At 63.1% G+C, this 22339-nt stretch carries 16 protein-coding genes; 8 read left to right on the top strand and 8 right to left on the bottom strand.

The window, feature by feature from the left end; genetic code table 11:
• Nucleotides 1-142 precede the first annotated feature (142 nt).
• Nucleotides 143-310 carry a hypothetical protein gene (locus tag E8L03_RS08545; protein ID WP_167512303.1) on the top strand — a complete coding sequence of 56 codons (168 nt, stop codon included), beginning with the start codon at nucleotides 143-145 and terminating at the stop codon, nucleotides 308-310.
• Nucleotides 311-325: 15 nt separating this feature from the next.
• A complete protein-coding gene (locus E8L03_RS08540) occupies nucleotides 326-802 on the top strand; it encodes a VanZ family protein (RefSeq protein ID WP_171267092.1) in 477 nt (158 codons plus the stop codon).
• A gap of 214 nt (nucleotides 803-1016) precedes the next feature.
• Here E8L03_RS08540 and E8L03_RS08535 read toward each other — a convergent pair whose 3' ends face one another.
• On the bottom strand, nucleotides 1017-1880 hold the full coding sequence (locus tag E8L03_RS08535; RefSeq protein WP_171267091.1) for a DsbA family protein: 864 nt from the start codon (nucleotides 1878-1880) through the stop codon (nucleotides 1017-1019).
• A gap of 573 nt (nucleotides 1881-2453) precedes the next feature.
• Here E8L03_RS08535 and E8L03_RS08530 point away from each other — a divergent pair.
• Nucleotides 2454-2795 carry a hypothetical protein gene (locus E8L03_RS08530; RefSeq protein ID WP_144233652.1) on the top strand — a complete coding sequence of 114 codons (342 nt, stop codon included), beginning with the start codon at nucleotides 2454-2456 and terminating at the stop codon, nucleotides 2793-2795.
• A gap of 131 nt (nucleotides 2796-2926) precedes the next feature.
• Here E8L03_RS08530 and E8L03_RS08525 read toward each other — a convergent pair whose 3' ends face one another.
• Nucleotides 2927-4468 (bottom strand): TolC family protein, encoded by a 1542-nt coding sequence (locus tag E8L03_RS08525; RefSeq protein ID WP_144233653.1) that lies wholly within the window; start codon nucleotides 4466-4468, stop codon nucleotides 2927-2929.
• A 351-nt stretch (nucleotides 4469-4819) separates the two neighbouring features.
• Between E8L03_RS08525 and E8L03_RS08520 the strand changes: the two genes are divergently transcribed.
• The 3 genes from E8L03_RS08520 to E8L03_RS08510 all read left to right on the top strand — a co-directional run bounded on the left by E8L03_RS08520 (nucleotide 4820) and on the right by E8L03_RS08510 (nucleotide 9668).
• On the top strand, nucleotides 4820-5959 hold the full coding sequence (locus tag E8L03_RS08520) for an efflux RND transporter periplasmic adaptor subunit (RefSeq protein ID WP_144233654.1): 1140 nt from the start codon (nucleotides 4820-4822) through the stop codon (nucleotides 5957-5959).
• A 6-nt stretch (nucleotides 5960-5965) separates the two neighbouring features.
• Nucleotides 5966-9148: an efflux RND transporter permease subunit gene (locus E8L03_RS08515; RefSeq protein ID WP_171267090.1), complete on the top strand. Its 3183-nt coding sequence runs from the start codon at nucleotides 5966-5968 to the stop codon at nucleotides 9146-9148.
• A 103-nt stretch (nucleotides 9149-9251) separates the two neighbouring features.
• Nucleotides 9252-9668, top strand: coding sequence for a hypothetical protein (locus tag E8L03_RS08510; protein ID WP_144233656.1), 417 nt, complete (start codon nucleotides 9252-9254; stop codon nucleotides 9666-9668).
• 216 nt (nucleotides 9669-9884) lie between these two features.
• Here the strand turns inward: E8L03_RS08510 and E8L03_RS08505 are convergent, their stop codons facing one another.
• Nucleotides 9885-10625: a LamG domain-containing protein gene (locus E8L03_RS08505; protein ID WP_167512304.1), complete on the bottom strand. Its 741-nt coding sequence runs from the start codon at nucleotides 10623-10625 to the stop codon at nucleotides 9885-9887.
• 418 nt (nucleotides 10626-11043) lie between these two features.
• On the opposite strand from E8L03_RS08505, the gene E8L03_RS08500 reads away from it, so the two are divergent.
• Nucleotides 11044-11316: a DUF4242 domain-containing protein gene (locus tag E8L03_RS08500; protein WP_144233658.1), complete on the top strand. Its 273-nt coding sequence runs from the start codon at nucleotides 11044-11046 to the stop codon at nucleotides 11314-11316.
• A gap of 167 nt (nucleotides 11317-11483) precedes the next feature.
• On the opposite strand, the gene pyk is transcribed toward E8L03_RS08500, so the two are convergent.
• Nucleotides 11484-12941 carry a pyruvate kinase gene (gene pyk, locus E8L03_RS08495; RefSeq protein ID WP_144233918.1) on the bottom strand — a complete coding sequence of 486 codons (1458 nt, stop codon included), beginning with the start codon at nucleotides 12939-12941 and terminating at the stop codon, nucleotides 11484-11486.
• Between the two features lie 226 nt (nucleotides 12942-13167).
• Between pyk and E8L03_RS08490 the strand changes: the two genes are divergently transcribed.
• On the top strand, nucleotides 13168-16161 hold the full coding sequence (locus E8L03_RS08490) for a PAS domain-containing hybrid sensor histidine kinase/response regulator (RefSeq protein ID WP_171267089.1): 2994 nt from the start codon (nucleotides 13168-13170) through the stop codon (nucleotides 16159-16161).
• Nucleotides 16162-16295: 134 nt separating this feature from the next.
• On the opposite strand, the gene E8L03_RS08485 is transcribed toward E8L03_RS08490, so the two are convergent.
• The 4 genes from E8L03_RS08485 to E8L03_RS08470 form a co-directional block, all read right to left on the bottom strand.
• On the bottom strand, nucleotides 16296-18911 hold the full coding sequence (locus tag E8L03_RS08485; RefSeq protein ID WP_144233660.1) for a sensor domain-containing protein: 2616 nt from the start codon (nucleotides 18909-18911) through the stop codon (nucleotides 16296-16298).
• An 8-nt stretch (nucleotides 18912-18919) separates the two neighbouring features.
• Nucleotides 18920-20662: a cache domain-containing protein gene (locus E8L03_RS08480; RefSeq protein WP_171267088.1), complete on the bottom strand. Its 1743-nt coding sequence runs from the start codon at nucleotides 20660-20662 to the stop codon at nucleotides 18920-18922.
• A gap of 356 nt (nucleotides 20663-21018) precedes the next feature.
• Nucleotides 21019-21360 (bottom strand): DVU0772 family protein, encoded by a 342-nt coding sequence (locus tag E8L03_RS08475; RefSeq protein ID WP_144233662.1) that lies wholly within the window; start codon nucleotides 21358-21360, stop codon nucleotides 21019-21021.
• 498 nt (nucleotides 21361-21858) lie between these two features.
• Nucleotides 21859-22203, bottom strand: coding sequence for a TraR/DksA family transcriptional regulator (locus E8L03_RS08470; RefSeq protein WP_144233663.1), 345 nt, complete (start codon nucleotides 22201-22203; stop codon nucleotides 21859-21861).
• Nucleotides 22204-22339: the final 136 nt, after the last annotated feature.

Here is a 22339-nt window from a genome sequence, read left to right as displayed (position 1 = left end):
ATGGTGCAGAGCCGGGTGCGGACCCTGGAAGCCCTCTTGCACGGCAGGAGCGCGTATTGACAGGATTCGTCCGCCGGACATACACCGCGGGATGAGCTGTGTCGCCGGTTCGGCGCAGAAGCGATTCCCATGAGGAGAGAGAATGGCTGAAGAAAAGAACTATGTTGTGCGGGGCATTGTCATCGGCGGCGCCGCCGGGGTCCTGTTGAGCTTTACCGGTTATGTGGACATGGCCCGGGCCGCGGCCCTGGGCATGATCGGCGGCTTCGCGGCCGGCATCACCCTGGCCAAGCGGCGGCAGGGCAAGTAGACAGAAGCATTTTCCGTGGACGTACATCCCTCTGATCATCACAACCAGCGCCCGCCGGAAGAACGCCAACCGGACGGCCCGCCCAAGGGACGCCGGGAGTGGAAGCTGTTTTCGCTCATCTGGCTTGCCGGCATCGGGCTGTACACGGCGCTCTCGCTGATGCCGATCCGCATACCATACAGGGACCCCGTGCTCTGGGGCGTGGCCAGCGTGGACGAGACCATCCACTTCGCGGCCTTCGCCATGCTCGCGGTGTTCCTGGCGTTCCTGTTCCGCTCGCGGATCGATCTCTTTTTGGCCTATGTGCTCCTGCTGCTTCTGGGCGTTGCCACGGAGCTCTCCCACCTGCTCATACCCAACCGCACCTTCTCCTTCCGCGACATGGCGGCGAATGCGCTGGGCTGCATCACGGGCTCTCTGCCTGGCCTGGCCTGGCGTTTTTCCAGGCGCGTTCGCGGCAAGGCGCCCCTGAACAGCTGCGACAGGCGCTGAGCAAATCGTTTTCATGAAGGCCGTCGGAGTCTGCGAAGACGACCGGCAGATTTATTCTATAGTATAGTATTGATGTCTGGGGCTCATTCTGGCCTGCGTGTCATCAGCAGATGGCCGGATCGGGGATGGTCCCATGCGTGCGCAATAAAAAACGGCGGACCGCACCGGGATGTTCCGGGACGGCCCGCCGTTCGGCGTTGCGTAGAGGGATAGGTTAGGAGCCCTGGGTTGCGTTGTCCGTGGCGTTTTCGGTCGCGTTGCCGGAGGTGGCGTTCTGGTCACCCTCCTGGGCGCGGTTCTGCTCCACGAGCTCGATAACGTTGGTGAACTCCTCCAGGGGCTGTGCGCCGGCCATGAGCACGCCGCCCACCACAAAGTGGGGCGTGCCGGAGATGCCGAAGCGCTTGGCCTCGCGGAGGTCGTCGCGGATGCGGTTGTTGACCTCGGGGCTCATGGCGTCCTTATCGAGCTTTTCCACGTCCAGACCCAGGTCGGCGGCCTGCTTCTTGATCCAGGCGGCGCCGCCCTTGGTCAGGGCCTCCTGGTTCTGGAACATGATGTCATGCAGCTGCCAGGCTTTTTCCTCGTCCTGGAGCGAGGCGGCCTCGAAGTACCGCGCCGCGGGGAGGGCCTGCGGGTGCGAGGAAAGGGGCATGTGCTTGAACACGAGCCGGACCTCGCCCTTGTGCTTCTGCATCATCAGCTCCACGGTGCGGGCGGCTTCGCCGCAGTAGGGGCACTGGAAGTCGGAGTACTCGACCACGGTGATGGGCGCGTTCTTGTCACCGCGGATGGGCCGGTCGGGGTCGATCTCCGGTTGCAGGGGGTTCTTGACCATGGCCATGCGCTGGTCGCGGATGGCGCGCTGCTGCGCCACGGCCATACCCTGCTCGGCGACATGGAAAACGGTCTCGTTGTTTTCCCGCAGAACATCGAGGACGATGTCAGGGTTCTGCCGGAGCAGTTCGGTTACTTTCTGCTTGAGGTCGGTGCTGTCGGTGCCGGACTCGCCGGAGCAGCCGGCGATGATGAGGCAGCAGATGGCGGCGAGCAGCCAGAGCGCTGTGAATCTGCGCATTCGTATTCCTCCGTAATCTCGGGTGACGGCGAAGCAGCCGTTTCCAGGCGAGCCAAAAAAATATCTGTAGCGATGAGAGCGTGTTCTGGCAAGGGGATGGAGCGTTTTGCAATATTACCAAGTTGCAACTTTACACTCGGAAACCGGTGTGGGATATATTGATTGTGGTGTTCCCGACTACGCCTGGATCTCTACATACTGACTTGTCTTATTCGTCCGGTATACCTAAAGAATTTCGTGTCGCAATGATTCCCGGCCGGCATGTGCTGCGGCCTGGGGCGGAATGCCACGAGGGTGCAAGGCAAGAGGCTGACGGTAACCGTTTTTTCCAGGACGCTGAGGCGCTGCAACGCCTGCGGCCCGAACCCCCTGGTCGCGCTCCGGAACCGGGCGCAGCCGAAGGGCCGTTTCTCTCCCTCCCTCCCTTGCTGCGGATTGTGAGACGCAATCGGTATCGTCCCTGCACCTTCCAGCCCAACGCCTCCGTGTTCAGCCGCGCGGAGTCAAACTGGCTCAGGAGAGCGGCGCCGGCGTTTTGCGCGCCGGGTCCTTGCTCCTGGAAAGGGGGACATGATGAGCAGCATTATCCGGGTGAAGCGTGACGGCCGCAGCGACCTCTTGATCGAGGGCGAGCAACTGGCCAACGTGACGGACCTTGAATTTCTCAACAGCGTGCCCAGCGGCGAATGGTGGGAGCTCAGCCTGATTCGCTCGAAAACGGGCCAGTACGTACTCTCGTCCGTGCAGCACATAGGCTCAGGCGGTGGCACCGTCCGGCATGCGGCGTTCCTTTTCCCATCCATGCAGTCGGCGCGGCAGCTTCTTTCGTACAATACGGGCCGGCAGGCCAGGTTGGCCAAGACGTTGCTGGAGCGGGCCGGTCTGCACTCGAGACGGGAGAAAATGACAGGGTAGGCAGCCTGGAGCGGTTCCTGCCGAAGAAATACGACCGGCGCCGTTGCCGGGGCGCACTATTGCAAACAAAAACGGCCGTCCTCCCATGTCGGGAGGGCGGCCGTCGTCATGTCAGGGACTGTAGCGTGGTCCTACTGCGCCACCAGGGCGAGGTCCACGTTCTTGGCGCCAATGGAGACGTAGAGGTTGGCCACGGCGATCTCGTAGTCCACCAGGGCTTCGGTGAGGGTGGACTCGGCGCTGGTGAGACGGGACTGGGCGTCGAGCACATCGTTGTTGGTGCCCACCTGGGCCTGGTAGCGGGCCACGGCCATGCGGTAGCCTTCCTTACCTTGCTCCACGCGCTTCTGGGCCACGGCGATTCGTTTGGCTGTCTCGTCGATCTGCAGGCGGCGGGACTTCACGTCGTAGGTCGCCTCCAGATACTGGCTGGCCACGTCGGCCTGGGCGCCTTTTTCCGCCTCGCGGGTCTGCCGCCAGGTGAAGAAGTTCTGCCCGAAGTCGAAGAGATCCCAGGTGAGGCCGATCTGCAGGCTCCACTGGTCGTAGCGGTTGAGATTCACGTACGGGCTGCCCTGCAGGTCGGGCTTGTCGCCGAACTGGGACCAGTCGAACTCGCCGGTGATCTGCGGGTAGAGCGTGCTGGCCGCCACGCGGGAGTCCTGCCTGGCGATGTCCACGGCCTTCTTGAAGATCAAAAGGTCGGGGCGGTTCTTGTAGGCGCGCTCCAGGCACGCCTCCAGGGACAGGGGAAAGGGCTCGTACTTGAGCTCGCCCACGTAGTCCACATCATCACCCAGGTTGAGCTGCAGCAGGGTGTTCATCCGCGCGCGCTGCGTGTCCACGCTGTTCTCGGCCTGCAGCAGGGTGTCCTCGGCCTCGGCCAGGTCGACCTCGGCCTGGAGCACGTCGAGGCGGGGGCGCAGACCCACGTCGTAGAAGGCGCGGGTGACCTTGAGCTGGGATTCCAGCCGGGTGACGGAGTCCTGGGCGCTGCGGACGTCCTCACGGGCGCGCAGCAGGTTCAGGAAGTTCTCCTGCACGGAGAGGAGCAGGGAGAGCTCTTGGTTGTAGCGGTTCAGCTTGGCCTGCTCTTCGGAGAACCGGGCCCGCATCAGGTTGGAGATGTTGCGGAAGCCGACAAAGAGATCCTGACGGATGTTGAAGAACAGGGTGTAGCGGGTATTGGCCTGGGTGGGCGCAGAACCTTCCGCCCGCGGGGTCTCGCTGTACGAGTAAGAGTAGCCGCCGGTTACCGTGGGCAGGAGCGCGCCGACACGCGAGTACTTGCCGTACTTGGCGGCACGGCTCTGGTGGATGGCACTGGTGATCTGCGGGTTGTTGTCCAGGGCAAGGCGCACGGCCTCACCGATGGAGATGGCTCCCTGGGTGGCGTTGGAAGGGCCCACCTGGGCGCTGGCAGAGGGCAGGGGCTTGTCCCATTCCTCCACGGCGTGGGGAGAAAGCTCCTCGCGCTGGATGGCCGGGTCTTCCTTGGGAAGATCGATGACATCCTGGAGAATGGTGTTTTCATGTACGGGGTCTATGGAGTACTCTTTGCTCTCCGCGGCCCGCGCCGTGTTGAACGATGCCAGGGAGAGCGCGATGGCCGGGACAAGGATCAAGGCGAGACGCCGGTACAACAGTGTGCTCAGAAGGGATTTCAAAACCATAATGTTTCTCCTGGGAGGCGCTGAAGGCAACGAGGATCGTGCGCCCCGTCAGAGCTTCATGCGTATATGCATGCAGTTAAATAGACGCTTTGGCAGACGAGTTCAACTGAATTTCAGAGCCGCTCGGGGCGGCTTTCGTCTGCGCGGAAGCGCCTGCTGGTTACGAGAGCCGGCAAGCGTTTATTGGTGGGCCTCCGCCCCCGGGCAGGAGGAGATCGCTTGCCAGCGCGCGAGAACATGCGTACAAGATTTCACTTCGGGACGGAACCCCCAGACGAGCAACTTTACACATTTCGTTTCGGAAAGACCGTCAACCCTTCGCATTCTCTGGATACTTGAGACGAGGTCGCCATGAATACCCGCCGCGTGCGGTTTCTTACCGTGCAATGTTTCATCGTGATGGTCTGTTTCCTGGTCCTGCCTCTTGGCTGCGCCACGGCGCAGGAAAAGAAGGAGGGGGAAGAGTCCGCCCAGAGCCAGGGACAGCCGGCCTCTCCGGTCATTACCGCCAAGTCGCACGAAGGGAAGGTGGCGCCTCAGAACCGGCTTATCGGCACCGTGTACTACCCGGAGGTTTCCGAGGTGGCCGCGGAGGTGAGCGGCCGGGTGGACTCCATCAAATTCCTGGAGGGCGACCGCCTGAAGGCCGGCGACATGCTGGTGACCCTGTCCAAAGACATTGTGCGGCAGGAGCTGGAGGCGGCCACGGCCGACTACCAGGAGGTGCTCTCCGATCTGGAAAACGCCCGGCTGGAGCTGGACCGTTACCGCAAGCTGATCAAGCAGGGCTCCATCGCGCAGAGCGAGTACGACGACTCCCAGTACCAGGTGCAGAGCCTGGAGCGGAAGGCGCGTTCGCTGGAGTCGCGCGCAGAGCTCTGGCGCATCCGGCTCGCCAAGGCTGGCGTGCCCGCGCCGTATGACGGCGTTGTTCTGGAGAAGCATGTGGGCCGCGGCGAGTGGGTGCAGGCAGGCACGCCCATCGCCACCATGGCGCGCGACGACTACCTGGAAGTGGTGGTGGACATCCCCGGCGAACTGGTCCAGTTCGCCAAGCCCGGCCGCGAGGTGGAGGTGGTAACGGGCGGTGTGCGCCGCACCGGCAAGATTCTTTCCCTCATTCCCCGCGGCGACCTGGCCACACGCACCTTTCCCCTGAAGATCAAGATAGACAACCCGGACGGCCTGGCCCAGGGCATGGAGGCCGTGACCTGGGTACCGGCCGGCGAGCCGGTGGACGCCGTGCTGGTGCCGCGCGACGCCGTGATCATGCAGCGCGGCGATCTCCTGATGTGGGCCGTGAAGGATGGTGCGGCCATGCCCATACCCGTGGAGGTGGCGGCCTACGTGGGCCTGGAAGCCGCCGTGACCGGTCCGGGCGTGCAGGCCGGCATGGATGTGGTGGTCAAGGGCAACGAACGCCTCCGGCCCGGCCAGGCCGTGGCGCCGCAGCCCCTGGCCAGCGATCAATCTCAGAAAAGCCAGAGCTAGTCCGCCATGGATATCGTCCGCTTTTCCATCAAGAACCCGGTCACGGTGCTGGTCGGGGTCATCCTCATTCTGCTGTTCGGCATCATCGGCCTGTACGCGCTGCCGTATCAGCTCTCGCCCACGGTGACGGAGCCGCAGATCAGCGTGACCACCACCTGGCCGGGCGCCACGCCGTACGACATCGAGCGCGAGATCATCGAGGAGCAGGAAAAGGTCCTCAAGGGTATTCCCAAACTGGTGACCATGGAGTCCAGCTCCTTCAACGGCCAGGGCGAGATCACCCTCAAGTTCCAGATCGGCACGGACGTGGACTCCGCCCTGCTGCGCGTGTCCAACAAGCTGAACGAGGTCCCGGAGTATCCCGAGAACGTGGACCGGCCGATCATCAACGCCTCGGGCGCGGATACCTCGCCCATCATCTGGCTTGTGCTCAAGACCAAGGACGACAACCCCACAGACATCGACGAGTACAAGACCTTTTTTGAAGAGGAGGTGCGCCAGTACCTGGAGCGCGTGCCCGGCGTGGCCGACCTCTTCGTGTTCGGCGGCACGGAGAGCGAGATGCACGTGGTGGTCGATCCGGAGCGTCTTGCCGCGCACAAGCTGACCCTGGATCAGTTCGTGGACATCCTGAACCAGGAGAACGTGAACGTATCGGCCGGCAACATGCAGGTGAGCCGCCGCGAGTACCGCATCCGCACCACGGGCGAGTACCAGTCTCCCGAGGAGATCGAGAACGTGGTGCTGACCTCCACGGGCCAGCGCCGGATCAAAGTCAAGGACGTGGCCGACGTCCACTTCGACTTCGAGACCAACACGGTGGCCATGCTGCACAACGGTTCCAAGGGCATCGTGTGCGGCATCAAGCCGGAGCCGGACGCCAACGTTCTGGAGGTCACGGACGCCATGGAGCGCGTGGTGACCGAGCTGAACGAGGGCCTGCTGGCCGGCAGGGGCCTGTACTACGACTGGACCTATGACCAGCGGCCGTACATCAACGGCGCCATCGACCTGGTCAAGCAGAACATTCTTGTGGGCGGTACCCTGGCCATCATCGTGCTGCTCGTCTTCCTGCGGCGCATCTCGTCCACGGTCATTGTTACTGTGGCCATCCCCATCTCCATCATCGGCACGTTCATGTTCATGAGCTTCCTGGGCCGGAACCTGAACGTCATCAGCCTGGCGGGCATATCGTTTTCCGTGGGCATGCTCGTGGACGCGGCCATCGTTGTGCTGGAAAACATCGACCGGCACCGATCCATGGGCAAAGGGGCCTTTGTCGCGGCCTATGACGGAGCAAAAGAGGTGTGGGGCGCGGTGCTGGCCTCCACCCTGACCACCGTGGCGGTCTTTCTGCCCGTGGTCTTCATGGAAGAGGAGGCCGGGCAGCTTTTCAAGGACATCGCCATCGCCATCACCAGCGCGATCATGCTCTCCCTGTTCGTGTCGGTGTCGGTCATCCCGATGCTCTCCAACCAGTTCTTCCAGTACTCAGACAAGCGCAAGCTGGCCAAGGGCAAGAAGCTGCACCAGAAGCGCCAGTCCCACGGCATCATCCCCAGGATCGGCGGGATACTGAACAGCGGCATGATGGGCCTGGTGCGGCTCTCGCTGAAGAACTGGGCCACCCGCCTGGCGACCATCGGCGCCGTGCTGGGCGCGGCCGTGCTCATCGTGGTCACGCTGTGGCCCAAGATGGAGTACCTGCCCACAGGCAACCGCAACCTGATCATCAACATCCTCATTCCGCCGCCCGGCCTCTCGTACGAAGAGCGCATGGACATTGGCCGGTACATCTACGACAGGCTCGATCCCTTTATCGACCAGGAGCACGTGGGCGATCTCCCTGGCATCGCGAGTACCTTCTACGTGGGCGCGCCGCAGATCATGCTTTTCGGCGTCATCTCCACGCAGGAGCAGGAGGCCAGGAAGCTCATCGATCCGCTCATGGGCATCATCCACTCCATTCCGGGCATGTACGGCGTGAGCCTGCAGGCCGGTATCTTCGAGGACCGCATCGGCGGCGGCCGCTCCATCGACGTGGATCTGACCGGCGCCGAGATCGAGAAGCTCATTGCGGCCGGCGGCGCCATGTACGGCGCCATCAGCCAGGCTGTTCCCGGCAGCCGTATCCGGCCGGAGCCCTCGCTGGAGCTCCTGTTCCCCGAGGTCAAGATCATCCCCAACCGTGAACGCCTCCGTGCGGCCGACCTGAGCACAAGAGCGCTGGGCATTGCCCTGGACATCCTCATGGACGGCCGGGAGATTGGCGATTTCAAGCAGGAAGGGCAGAGGAAGATCGACCTGGTGGTGCGCGCCAGCAGAGAGGACATCCGCACGCCGGAGCAGCTCTACGAGGCACTGGTGGTCACGCCCGAAGGGCGCTCCATTCCCGTGTCCTCTCTGGCTGCGCTGGAGCGGACCACGGGCATCACCGAGATCCGCCACCTGGAGCGCCGGCGCACAGTGACCCTGCAGGTGACGCCGCCGGAGACCGTGCCCCTGCAGTCGGCCATGGAAACCATCGAGAACGGCGTGGTGCCCAAGCTGCGCGAGCAGGGCCTGTTCGAGGGCGTGACCTTCCACATGTCCGGCGCGGCCGACAAGCTCACCGAGACGCGCGACGCCATGCAGGGCAACTTCCTGCTCGCCGTGTTCATCACCTACCTGCTCATGGCCGCGCTTTTCGGCAACTTCATCTATCCGCTGGTCATCATGTTCACCGTGCCGCTGGCGGCAGTGGGCGGCGTGCTGGGCCTGACCCTGCAATCCATATTCATCGCGCCGCAAAGCCTGGACGTGCTCACCATGCTGGGCTTCGTCATCCTCATCGGCGTGGTGGTGAACAACGCCATTCTCGTGGTGCACCAGTCGCTGAACAACATCCGCGAAGGCGGCATGCAGCACAAGGACGCCGTGCTGGAGGCGGTGCGCACGCGTATTCGGCCCATCTACATGAGCGCCACCACATCCGTGTTCGGCATGCTGCCTCTGGCCGTCATGTCGGGCCCGGGTTCGGAGCTCTACCGCGGCCTGGGCAGCGTGGTGCTTGGCGGTCTGGCCCTGTCCACGGTCTTCACCGTGTTCCTGGTGCCGGCGCTCTTGATGTTCTTCATCAGAATGGAGAAGGTGGGAAGCGCCAAGACCATTGACGATTCGCCGGATTCCGGAGCGTCAGCACAGGAGTAACTCGCAGCGAGGCTAAAGATTCGCTTTGTGCGGTCGATAAGAAGAATAACGTCACGGGCAGATAAGTCCGTGCCGGACCGCAAACCAAAAGGAATCAAACGCCATGCTCGATTACTACCGCTTCAAGGAGGTTCACGATCTCTTTACGAAGGGCAAGTGCGACGAGGCCAAAAAGGTGCTCGGGATGCTTCAGGAGAAGTATATCGAAGTGCACGACGAGAATGAAATGCTTCGCACCCAACTGCAGGAGTTCGAGGATATACTCTATCTTGCCAAGAACCTGGAGTACGACGGCCACAGCTACTGGCTGAAAACCGGCACCATCAAGCAGGGCCCGTTCTGCCAGAGCTGCTTTGATCGCGACGGGCTGCTCATCCGCCTGGGCGAGTCCGGAGACCAGTGGAAGTGCCTCTCCTGCGGAGCGGTGTATCAGCGCGACGACGCCGCAGCCATCAACACCGGCCGGGAAACCCCGGAGCGCCGCGAGTCCGGCGCCAAGGTGATCCAGCTCTACAAGTAGCGTCTGTGCGTCCAGCGCCTCCACGCCAGAAAAAATTATAAGCCCCTGCCGGCACCACCGCCGGCAGGGGCGTTTTCGTTTGTTATCAGGCGGCAAGGTGTGCGATGGCGGCCGAGGGGCGTCTTTCATCCGGACTCGCCAAAACGAACAGCCCCCGGCCGTGTGGCGCAGGGGCTGCTCGTTTGTCCTGAGGGTACAACAATGAGGCTGGGGGGACTACTGGCAGGGGCGCGCAGCCAGAACCTGAATGTCGGATACCTCCAGGGCGCGCGTATACACGCGCAAATCGTCGATCTTGCCGTTGAAGAAACCGCTGTCCTCCACGCCGTTGCCGCCGATCTGCAGGTCAGCATTGGCTTCGTAGATGGGCCAGTCCCTGGTGGCTTTGGCGGCGACCTCCTCGCCGTTCACGTAGAGAATGGCCTTGCCGCGTTGGTAGCTGGCGGCCACGTGGTGCCAACGGTTGATCTTCAGAGCGTTGGCGCTTTCGATGAAATCGCAGTCCTCGGCGTCGGCTTTCTCATTCACGGCGGCCCAGATGAAGCGCAGCTTGCCGTTCTGCAGGGCGAACCGGAACTCGCGGTCCTGGGTCCGGGGGTTGAACTTGTCCACGATGATGCGGGTGTCGTCCATGCGGGTGGGGTAGATCCAGGCGGCCAGGGTCAGGGCCTCGATCTCGCCGGGCACCGGGGAGAGGGGCTTGGTGTCCGCCACCATGTAGGAGTGGCCCTGGGGATAGAACTGCAGGGCCGACTTGGGCCGGGCGCACATGTTCATGCCCCAGACAGGCCCCACGAGGGCGGCGTGGTTGTGGTTGCCGCTTTCGTCCTCTGTGTTGCCGTTCAGGGGGTAGTACGCGGCAAGATCGTGAGTGATGTCAAAAGTTCGAGTGGCCACGGGCGATACGAACACGCCCAGCACCAGGAGGGCGACGAGGAGGCAGATGGGGAGTCTCATGGCAAGCCTCGCTTGTAAATAATGTTGTGTTACAGGGTGTTGCACTAGATAGCGCAGCGCGCTGGACATGGCGCCGCAAAGATTTCTCTGAAAGTCTAGAGAATATCTACAATATTCCTAGCGTATTTTCAAGGCCCTTTTGTAAATAACCGGCTGCAACTATACAAAAAGATACGCTCGAGGCCATCGAACACGACCTTGCGCTCCCTTTCCGTGATATTTCGGGCAAAGTCTCTGATGGAGATTTCGGCTCGTTGGCGGGACCGGTGGCTGCTCGTCCGGGTACTGCGCTTCCAAATTAGACTAATTGAGTTGGTTTCCAGGGAAGGATGGGCTAATGTTGAAAAAGGCTTAAAGGCATGACGCCTGCGCGTAATGGAGCTTTTCAAACGTAACCATTGGAAAACAGGAGAGTATGATGCCAAAGTTCGTGATCGAGAGGGAAATTCCTGGGGCCGGGCAGCTCAGTGCGGAGGACCTGAAGGCTATTTCGCAGAAATCCCGCGACGTACTGAATGAGCTTGGGCCGGAGATCCAGTGGGTTGAAAGCTTTATTACCGACAACAAGATTTATTGTGTGTATGTGGCTCCCAACGAGGAGATGGTGCGGGAGCATGCGCAAAAGGGCGGGTTCCCGGCCAATAGCGTGTCTGTGGTCAGGAGGATGATCGATCCGACCACAGCCGAGTAGAAGCCGTTTCAGAAATATTCATTCGCCCCGTGGCAGCGTGAGGTTCGCTCCGCCCAAGGGGATGCCTTGTTAAAAAGCCCCCTGTGTCTGGTCCCAGACGCGGAGGGCTTTTTCTGCGGGGGAGGCCGCGCGGTCGTGCGTTCCCCCCGTCGGGCGTTTCAGGCGATTTATTTAATGTAGATCTTCAGCTCGTTGGTAGGGGCCGGCGGCTGCTCGTCCGCGTTTGCTCTGGCGCGGAGCTGGCCCGGCGTGGGCTGGCCCGAGGTAATGATGACGGTCTCGCCCTCGTGGATGTCGGCGCAGTTCTCGATGAACCGCTCGGCCCGCGCCACGTGGCGCTCCATGCTCGTGTCGGCCATGGCCGGGGTGACGTCGGCGTAGAAGTTCAGGAGGTGCGTCACGTGCTCGTTGGGCGTGACGGCGTAGATGCGCGGTCCCGGACGCCGGCTGGCGATGCGCCGGGCCGTTGCGCCGCTGGCCGTGTGGCAGACCAGGGCAGTGCCGCTCGCTGTCTCTGCCAGCAGTGCCGCGGCATAGGCCAGGTACTCCGAGGGTCCCTTCTTGGCCACCCGCGCTTCCAGGGTCTGGCGGGAGCTCTCGTGGTAGTAAGTCTCGGCCTCCTTGGCGATGCCGCCGAGGATACGCACGGCCTCCACCGGATGTTCGCCGATGGCCGTTTCCTCGGAGAGCATCACGCAGTCGGCGCCGTCGAGTACGGCGTTGGCCACGTCCGTGGTTTCGGCGCGGGTGGGGATGGGGTTCTTGACCATGGAGAGCAGCATCTGCGTGGCTACGATGGCCGCCTTGGAGTGGCGGCGGCACGCCTTGATGATGCGCTTCTGATGCACGGGCAGGGAGATGAGCGGCATCTCCAGGCCCAGGTCGCCACGGGCCACCATCACGGCGTCGCAGCGTTCCAGGATCTCGTCGAGCCGGTCCAGGGCCTGGCGGCGTTCCAGCTTGGCCACCAGAGGAACGCGGACGCCGAGCCGGTCCATCTCGGCGTGCACGTCGTCCAGGTCGTCCGGACCCTGCACGAATGACTGGGCAAAGGCGTCCAGCCCGACCTCCAGCCCCTCGCGCAGGTCGCGGCGGTCCTTTTCCGTGAATGCCGGGAGGGGGTGGAACTTGCCGGGAAAGGCGATGCCCTTGTGCGAGGTGAGCAGACCAGCGTTCTCCGCCTTGAGGACGAAGAGCATATCCGTCTCTAATACCTTCTCCACGTGGAAGCGCAGCATGCCGTCCGAAAGGGAGACGGGCATGTCCTGCTCCAGGCCGGAGAGTGGGGCGGGATCGTCCAGGGTAATGCAGGGCAGGTCCTTGTGGTCTGGCGAAGTTTTGCCGGCCAAGCCCAGCAGTATGCGGTCGCCGTGCTGGATGGCCAGGGGAGAGCCGGCCACCTCGCCGATGCGCAGCTTGGGGCCGGAGAGGTCGCCCATCACCGTGAGCCGGATGCCGAACTCCTGCTCAAGCTGCCGCGTCCAACGCACGACGTCGGTGAATGCCTCGGCCCGGTCATGTGAAAAATTACAGCGGAAGATACGCGCCCCGTGCCGGACCATGGCGCGCATGGCTGCATGGTTCATGGATGCCGGGCCAAGGGTGGCCACGATCTTGGTTCGCATGTTCATCTATTGACTCCTTGTTCTCGATGATCATCATGTACGCTGTGGATCATAGATCTCTCGTGATAGCGAAAATGCCGCCTGTTTGTCTCGATTATGCGTCGGCTTCGTGCTTTCTTGCCGCGCGCTCTTCATGTAGAATACGCCGCACTACCAAAATGGACAGCTATCCGTGTTCCTGCCTTGATTCCGCCTGGGGGGATCGTAACTATTTGTATGGGATCGCATGAAACGGAACGAGGACAAGACACTGGCCGCGCTGCTGGGCCGTGCGGCTGAGGCGTTGGCGCAGTCTGCGCGCAAAGGCAAGAGCAGCGGACCGGAGCTGACACAGCTGGCGCAGGAGCTGAGCGAGCAGCGCGAGCATCTGGGCTCGGACGACCTGCCTGAGCCGGAGCAGCCGGCAGCCTGCGGCGATGCGCGGCTGTTCGAGCTCGCCCCGGCGGCGTTTTTTGCATTCGACGAGATCGGCGTTATCACCGAGGCGAACCATGATGCGGCGCAGCTCCTGGAGACGGAGCGGCTCCGGCTCGTGGGCAAGCCGTTCATTATCTTCGTGGCCAGCGAGCACCAGGACGTTTTTTACGAGCACAAACGGCTGACCATCGCCACCGGCGTTCCCCAGCTGGTGGAGCTCAGGTTGCTCAGCAACAGCGGCAACCAGCGCAGCGTCCGCATCCGCAGCATCGCCTCCAAGGTGGACGGCGTGGTCCTCTGCCTTTCCGTGGTTCTGGACATGAACGAGCTCGACGTCGTGCGCGAGCAGTTGGCCGACAGCGTGGACCAGGATACGGTTCTGGAGCGCGCGCCCATCGGTTTTTTTCAGACCACGCCAGGGGGAAAATTCCTCAACGCCAACTCGGAGATGGCGCGTCTCTACGGCTACGAGTCCGTGGACGAGCTCATGGACAAAGCGCACATCGGCGCGGACATCTATGCCGATCCCAAGGAGCGCGATGCGCTGTTCGCCGTACTTCATCAGGAGGGCGAGGTAAGCGGCAGGGAGTACCGGCACGTGCGCAAGGATGGCTCCACGTTCTGGGCGCAGGTTTCCATGCGAGCCGTGTACGATCCGCGCGGCCGGATCACCCGCTACGAGGGCTACGTCACGGACGTGAGCGAGCTGAAGCGGATGGGCGCATCCCTGGCCCGTTCCGCAACGCGCAACAGCGTTCTGGCCGAGCTTTCCCGCACTATTCTCATGTCCGCCTCCATCGGCGAGGTTTCCGACCTCGTCCTGTCCGCGGCCAAGGAGCTGACAGACAGCCCCCATGGCTTTGCCGGCTACATCGACCCGGAGACCGGGCAACTCGTCTGCATCACCCTGACCGGCGAGATGTGGAGCGGCTGCACGGTGGAGAACAAACGCTACGTATTTGAGGACTACAAGGGGTTGTGGGGCTGGGTTCTGGAGAACAAGCAGCCCTTGCTGCTCAACAATGCGGCCGCCGATCCCCGCTCCGAAGGCGTGCCCAAGGGGCATATCCCGGTGCGCCGCTTTCTCTCCGTGCCAGCCATTTCCGGCGATGGCGTATTGCTGGGGCAGATCACCCTGGCCAATTCCGACCGCGAGTACACGGAGGATGATCTGGCGATCCTCGGCTCCATAGGCGATCTCTACGGCATTGCCCTGGAGCGCACGCAGACCCTGGACCAGCTCCGCCGCGCCAAGCGCAAGGCCGAAGAGGCCGACCACGCCAAAACCCTGTTCCTGGCCGCCATGAGCCACGAGATACGCACGCCCATGAACGGCATCCTGGGCATGGCGGAGTACCTGCACAACCGGGAGATGGACGACGAGCGCAAGGAGAACATCGGCATCATCCGCGACTCGTCGCAGCACCTGCTCACCGTCATCAACGACATCCTCGATTTCTCCAAGATCGAATCGGGCGGAACGTGCCTTGAAGACGTCCACTTCGATCTGCGCGGCGTGCTCAACAGCACCAAGCGCGCCTTTGAGCTGCCGGCAAAGGACAAGGGTCTGACCCTGAGCCTGCGCATGGACGGCGACGTGCCGCGCTACGTGCTGGGCGACCCCAGCCGGCTGCGCCAGGTGCTCAACAACCTTTTGGGTAACTCGCTGAAGTTCACGGAGACCGGGGGCATCGCCATCCGCGTGTCCAGTCATGATCCCGGCGAGGAGGCGGACTCCGGCGTGGCTGCGCCGCGGCCTGTGGGAGTGCGCTTTGCCGTGTCGGACTCGGGCATAGGCATTCCTGAGTCCCACAAGGAGCTTATCTTTGAGCAGTTCGCCCAGGCCGAAGGCGGCTATGTGAAGCGCACCGGCGGCACCGGCCTGGGGCTGGCCATCTGCCGCAAGCTGGTCTCGCTCATGGGTGGCGAGATATGGGTGGAAAGCGAGCTCGGCAGCGGGTCCACGTTCATATTCACGGTCATGTTCGGCACGGGCGATTCCGCCAGGGTGGTCAAGGAGGCCGCGCCGCAACGGCCAACGGGCAAGGTCCGCGCCCTGGAGGTGCTGGTGGCCGAGGACAACCCGGTGAACGCCCTGGTCGCCCGGAAGTTTCTGGACCAGCTGGGCCACGCCGCCACCATCGTGGGGTCCGGCGAGGACGCCCTGTCCGCACTGTCGCAGAAACGGTTCGACTTGGTGATGATGGATCTGGAGATGCCGGACATGGATGGCCTGGAAGCCACGCGCCGCATCCGCAGCGGCGAGGTAGGCAGGGACATGGCAGAAGTGCCGGTCATCGCCGTGACGGCCCACGTCTTCAGCGACGTGCGGGAGAAGTGCGAGGCGGGGGGCATGGACGGCTACCTGGCCAAGCCGCTCACCATGGCCGACCTGCGCCGCGCGTTGGCCGAGGTCTCCGATACGGCACCGGCGTCGTCCGTTCGAAAGCCAGCGGATCAGGGCGGAGGCCTGCTGCAGCGGTCCGTGCTGTGGGAGCGCCTGGACGGCGACCTGGAGCTCTACGACGAGTTGCTGCAGGTCTTCGAGCAGGAGATGCCCACCCTGGTGGAGGGCCTGGAAAACGCGGCTGAGAACGCGGACCTGAACCGCATCGCCATTTTGGGCCACAGCCTGAAAAGCGCCTCCACCACCATCGGGGCCACCTCCATCAAGGAAGCCGCTGTGCAGCTTGAGCATGCGGCGCTTGAGAACCGGCTGGAGACGGCGCTGTCCCTGGTGGAAAAGATCGCCCTGGAGCGGGACGCCTTCCTGCAGGAGCGGGAACGCAGCCGCGCATTCTGACGGCGTTCTGCCGGTACGCACACACCGGGTGGCCATCAGGTCCCCTGGTGCGGCAATATCTCGTTGAAAAATGCTACGTGGGCCCGACCCAGATGCGGCCGCGTCGGAATGGAACGCACCGCCGGTCTGACGGCTTAGGCGGTTTCAAGCATCCTGCGCCTGGCATCGTCGGCCGGCATGGGCCGCGCGTAGAGGAAGCCCTGGGCATACTCACAGCCCAGGTCGCGCAGGGTCTGCTCCTGCTGCTCGTTCTCCACCCCTTCCGCCACCACATCCAGCCCCAGCGTGTGAGCCAGGCTCACGATGGCGCGCACGATCTCCTTGTTCTCCGGGCTCACTTCCATCAGCCGCACGAAGCTCAGGTCGATCTTCAGATTGTCCAGGGGGAACTGCTGCAGGTAGCTCATGGAAGAGTAGCCCGTGCCGAAATCGTCGATGGAGATGGTCAGGCCCAGGTTCTTGAGCCGGCGCAGCTTCTCCACGGCGTTCTCCGCATCCTCCATGATGGTGGTCTCGGTAATCTCCAGCTTGATGCGGCTGGCCGAGATGCCTGTTTTGTAGATGATGGAGCGGACCTGCTCGATGAGATCCAGGCTGGAGAACTGCCTGCCCGAGAGGTTGACGGAGAGGAAGAAGGGCTCGGTTTCCGGGTGCTGCTCCTGCCAAGCGGCCATGGTGCTGCACGCCTCCTGCAAAACGAAACGTCCCAGCTCCAGAATCTGGCCAGTTTCCTCGGCCAGGGGGATGAACTCGCCCGGGAGCAGCAGGCCGCGCGAGGGATGCTGCCAGCGGACCAGGGCCTCGAAGCCCACGAGCTGCCTGTCCTTCATGCGCAGGACCGGCTGGTAGACCAGGAAGAACTCGTCGTTGGCCAGCCCCTGGCGCAGGTCCCGCTCCAGGCTCATCCTCTGCATGGCCTGGTCCAGCATGCGCTCCGTAAAGACCTTGAACCTGTCGCCGCCCAGCTCCTTGGCCCGGTGCAGGGCGATGGTCGCGTTGCGCAGCATGTCCTCGGCCGTGATATCGAAGACCGGGCCGAGCACGATGCCCATGGACGCTGTCGTCAGCACCTCGTGGTTGTCAAAACGGTAGGGCAGGCGGATGGAGGCGTTGATCCGCTTGGCCGCGGCAATGGCCTCGCGGGGGGAGTCCAGATCGTCAAGGAAGAGCACGAACTCGTCGCTGCCGAAGCGGGAAACGGTGTCCATGCCGCGAACGTGGTGTGTGAGCCGCTCCGCCACCTGCTTCAGCAGCTTGTCGCCGTAGTTGTGGCCCAGGCTCTCGTTGATGATCTTGAAGCGATCCAGATCGATGAACAGCACGGCAAAGAAGAAGCTGGCTCGGCGTTTGGCCCGCTGCAGGCCGCGCTGGATGCGGTCCAGGCAGAGATCGCGGTTGGCAAGGCCGGTGAGCACGTCGTGCAGCGACTTGTGCCGCAGCTCCATCTCCATGTTCTTGCGGTTGGTGATGTCCCGCAGGGACGACCGCGTTCCCTGGAACACGCCGTCCTCGTCGTAGACGCGTTGGCTGGAGACGCAGACCCAGCGGAGATCGCCGCCGCGGCGCACGAATCGGAAGTCCACTGCCTCCGACGAGTCCACGGGGCCTTCCCGAAGAAGCGTGCTCCACGTCTCCCGGTCATTTTCCAGCACCAGCTCGTCCAACAGCGCCGGGTTCTTGCGGAACTCGTCCGGCGGGTACCCGGAAACGCGTTCGCAGGAGGGGCTGGTGAAGAGCACCTCTCCGTCCGGGCCTATCCAGAGCTCCCAGTCGTGGGTGTACTCGGCCACCATGCGGTAGCGCTCCTCGGACTCGCGCAGCGCCTTCTCTATGCCCAGGCGGCTGCTCGTGTCGTGAAGATACACGGCGGCGCAGCCCTCGCCGTCCCAGAGAATGTCGCTGACCCGCATCTCGGCCAGGGAGTACCCGCCGTCGTAGAGGATGCACATCTCCAGGGGCGACTCTTCGCGCCGGATCATGCCGAAACGCATGCCCGTGAGCTCCGTGACCTCGGCGCAGAACATCTTTGCGGCCGCCGGGTTGGCGAAACGGACGTCTCCGCCGGGTCCGACCACCAGCAGGGCGTCGGCCTGGTCGGAGATGAGCTTGCGGAAGCGGATCTCCTGCTCGCGCAGCCGGGCCTCGCTCTCCTTGCTCGCAGTCACGTCGCGGATGACGTGCACATAGCCGGTCAGGGAGCCCGCATCATCGAACGAGGGGGTGGAGAGGGCCTCCATCCACAGGCGGCGGCCGTCCTTGGCGTCGAGAGGGCCGGTATGGCGGATCGTCTCCCGCTTGTTGCCGTGCTCGCGCAAGTGATTCTCGAACCCGGCCGGGAACCGCCGCTCCACGGGCAGCGAGCCGAACTGCGCCGAACCGTAGCCCAGCACTTTCCTGACGGAATCGCTGACAAACCGGGGCCGCAGCATCGGATCGGTGAGTACGATGATGTCCGCGGCGTTGACGCTGAGGATGGCCAGCTGCGACTGAAGCTCCCGCAGCCGTTCGGCGATGGCGCGGCGAGCGGACAGGACCTGGTTCAGCGCCACGACAAGGGCGACCACGACTACGATCAGGATAAGGCCGAATACAGGCGCGAGCATGGGAAGCGAGGCGAACGTCGGCGCGGCAGCGTACGCCTGCCCAGCCGGGACCACGGCCCAGAGCCCTGGAAGCGCAAGCGCCGCACGGCGCACAGCGCGGCGGAACCTTGCGGCGGCAGGGACGGAGGGAGCGAGGCGATCTTCCATGTCGGCGATCAGAACTTGTAGCGATTGAGAATTCGTTCCAGCCGGGAGTTGAGCTCGTCCAAAGATTTGGACTCCGAGGCGAGCTTTTCCGAGACCTCGGCGCTCTGGTCGCTGGCGGCCCGGATGGACTCCATGGCCTCGCCGATCTGCGCCACGCCGGTGTACTCCTGCTGCTGCGTGGCCGCTATCTCGGATGAGGCCTGCGCCGCCTTGCCCAGCTGGTCGGCCAGGTCGGTAATGGCCTGCTCCGCCCGAGAGAGCTGCTCGGAAGCGGTCTGCACCACCTCGGTGCTTTCCCGCGCCGTGGTGGCTGTCTCCTGCACCGAGTCACGGATGTCCATGAGGATGCGGCGGGTATGCGTGGTGGCGTCCTTGGACTCCACGGCCAGCCGGCGCATCTCCCTGGCCACTTCCTCGAACCCGGCCCCGGCCTCTCCGGCCTTGGCCGCCTCGATGGCCGCATTCACGGCGAGAATCTGGGAGCGGTCCGAAAGGTCGGCCACAAACGTGGTGATCTGCTCCACCATGCCGGCCTTCTCAGCAAGGGCTTCCACCTGGGAGCCGGCCTCGTTGATCTGCTCCAGAATCCTGTCCATGCCGGCGCGGTTCTGGCGCGTGGCTTCCAGACCCTTCCGGGAGGTGTCCAGGGTGGCCTTGGCAGACTCGGCCAGGGCCCCAGCGTTGTCGCAGCCCAGCCGGGTGGCTGTTTTCACCTCGGTGACAGAGGCCGTGGTCTCGCTGATGGAAGTGGCTGTCTCGTGCGTGGACGAGGCGAGCATCTGGACTGATCCGCCGAGGCTGGTGGCCGTCCTGGAGATGACCTCCATGGTGTGGACGATCTCGCCAAGCTGCTTGCGCAGCGATTCGGCAAGCTCGGCCAGGGCGGCGCCCAGAACATCGTCGGACGACCTGGGCGGCATGACCACGCTCAGGTCACCGTTGGCCAGGCGATTGGCGTGTTCGGAAAGAGCCTGGTGGGCGGCGATCATCTCACGCATGGCGGCCATCATCCGGCCGGCCTCGTCGTGGCCTTCATAAGAGACGTCCACATCCACCTTGCCGCGGGCAAGCTTCTCCAGAGCGGTTTCCGCCTCGTGCAGCGGACGGGCGATGCGGCTGGCAAGCAGGTGGCTGGTGATGAAGAGCAGGATGACGGCAAGGATGAGGCCGAGCACGGCCTGCTCGCCAAAGGCTATGATGCGAGCGTCCACGTCGTCCACATAGAGGCCTGTGGCGATGACCCATCCCCATGGCTTGTACAGGGAGACAAAGGATATCTTGTCCACTGGCTGGTCGTTGCCTGGCCGGGGCCAGCGGTACTGCACATAGCCTTCCCCGTTCTTGCGGGCCTTGGCCAGCAGCTCTTCCAGAAAATCGGTGTTGAAGGGCGCTTCCGCAATGTTCTGGCCTTCCAGCTCGGGCAGGGCCGGGTGCAGGATCATCTTGCCCTGGAGATCGTTGACCCAGAAGTAGTTGGACTCGCCGTATGAGAGCCGGCGCAGCATGGCCATGGCGCGCTCTTTGGCGTCGGCCTCGGACAGGCCGTTCGCGATTGCGTCTTCGCGTACGGCGTCCACCAGGCTGTGCGCGGTCTCCACGAGGTTCCTGTTCGATTCGACCCGCGTATCGATGAGAGCGTGCCGAAACTGCGGGAGACCATAAAAAATGAAGATGCCTACGAAGACGACAGTTGCGATGAGCGGCAGCAGCAGAACCTTTCTCGCAAAAGACATCCTGTCCAGAAGTTTCATCCAACCCCTCGAAAAAATAGGTTCACGGGATAACAGAACTGAGACCTTCCATAGACTGCCGAGCCCTGCTTTGGCAAGGAATCATCCCTGGCAGCCCTATGAAATTACAGGCTGAACGCGACAATGGCGAGTCAGAAAGTCGGAATGTCAACAATTCGAATTGCTGACATCGAGGATGCGCAAGGCAGGCCCTGTACGGGCTGGGCAGGGGAGCGAAGGGCGCGGGAAAAAAGAAAGCCCGGCCTCGCCGGAACGGGCCGGGGCCGGGGTTAAGGGTTGGCTCGTGCAACGCTGGGGTCCGGAGACCTCGGCGCACGACGCCGGGAGGAAGCGCCGTGCGGGCGATGATGGCCGGACTAGTTTTCGAGCCGGGCTTTGAGCCAGTCTTTGATCTGCTCGGTGGGTTCGAAAACACCCTTCAGGTTACCGTACTCCTCGATGAACTCCTCGCGGAGTATTGCCGGGAGCGGTAGCTCGGCCAGCTCTATTGCTTCCTCGGAGTTGCGCTGAATGAGCCGCACGACAGGTTCTGCACCCCAGGTGTCCACGAGGAAGTAGTTGGAGAAATCGTCCTTGGAGCGAACCGGCAGATGGTCCGCGTGCCAGCTATTGTTGCCCCATTCCAGATACAGGGTCACGGCTTCGGCAGGGGACATGTTCCAGTCGATGATGAGGTCTTTGTGGTCTTCGAGGGTCATTGTCACCTCCAGCGTGAGCGTGTCGAACGAGTGAAGAGCTTTTTCCCCAAGCCCTTAATGAGTATGATAACCATTTTCATTCTTGTGTAAAGCAAAAAATGACCAGAGTGCTCGGAAAAATTTTCGCAAATGATTCTGGTGGCCGATGTTGGCTTAATGCCGCGAAATAACAAACTCTGGGGTGGCCATGGCAAAAGTGAGCGGCGATGAAAGAAGACACCCGCGAGCGGGATCGCAACGGCAGGCACGAGCCGAATCCGCTGGCCACAGCCGCTTTGGAAGCGCGCAAGCAGGGACTCCGCGCTGCATTGCCGCAACCGCCGCAAAGGACGGTGCCTGCAATGCGCAGACAAGAGAGCCGCCCGTTTTCAGCGCGAGGCCATCCAGTCCGCCGGCAGTAGCCTGCAGCCAGACAACCCCTGCCGCGCAAAGCAAGCGCGAACGGGCTAGGCGGTCCGCGGCGAGCGGCCGCCGGTATGAATCGCGCGGTCCGGACCGCTATACGGCGTAGCGGACGGGCTGCTGCTCCAGGGCGCTCTGGCAATCCACGCACAGCATGGTGGTGGGCCGCGCCTTGAGCCGCGCCGTACCGATATCGCCGCCGCATTCTTCGCAGCAGCCGTAGTCGGCGGCGTCGACGCGCCGGAGCGCTGTCTGGATTTCCTTGGTCCGCGCCCAGGAACGCTCGCGCATGGCCATCTTGATGTGCGTGTCGCTCACCACGGAGGCGAACTCGTTCTCGTCGGCGCAGTACTCCACGGTCAGGTCGAGCTCCTGGGCTTCCAGGGCTTCAAGCTCGGACTGCAGGTGCTTCTTGATCTCACTGAGCTGGTCGGGGGTCATACGGGCTCCTTCTGAGATTCCGGGTTTCCCTGTAAGTACAGAAGATATGTTACATCTCAGCGGCGAGCAGGTAACTGTATCCGTCACAGAAGGTTTTTTGGAAAGGAGCGTTGGCAAAGGCTAAAGACTGGCTCGA

Source organism: Oceanidesulfovibrio marinus (assembly GCF_013085545.1).
Taxonomy (GTDB): Bacteria; Desulfobacterota; Desulfovibrionia; order Desulfovibrionales; family Desulfovibrionaceae; genus Oceanidesulfovibrio; species Oceanidesulfovibrio marinus.
The sequence above is the reverse complement of the archived record's forward strand: the minus strand, read 5'-3'. Positions and strand labels throughout refer to the sequence as shown.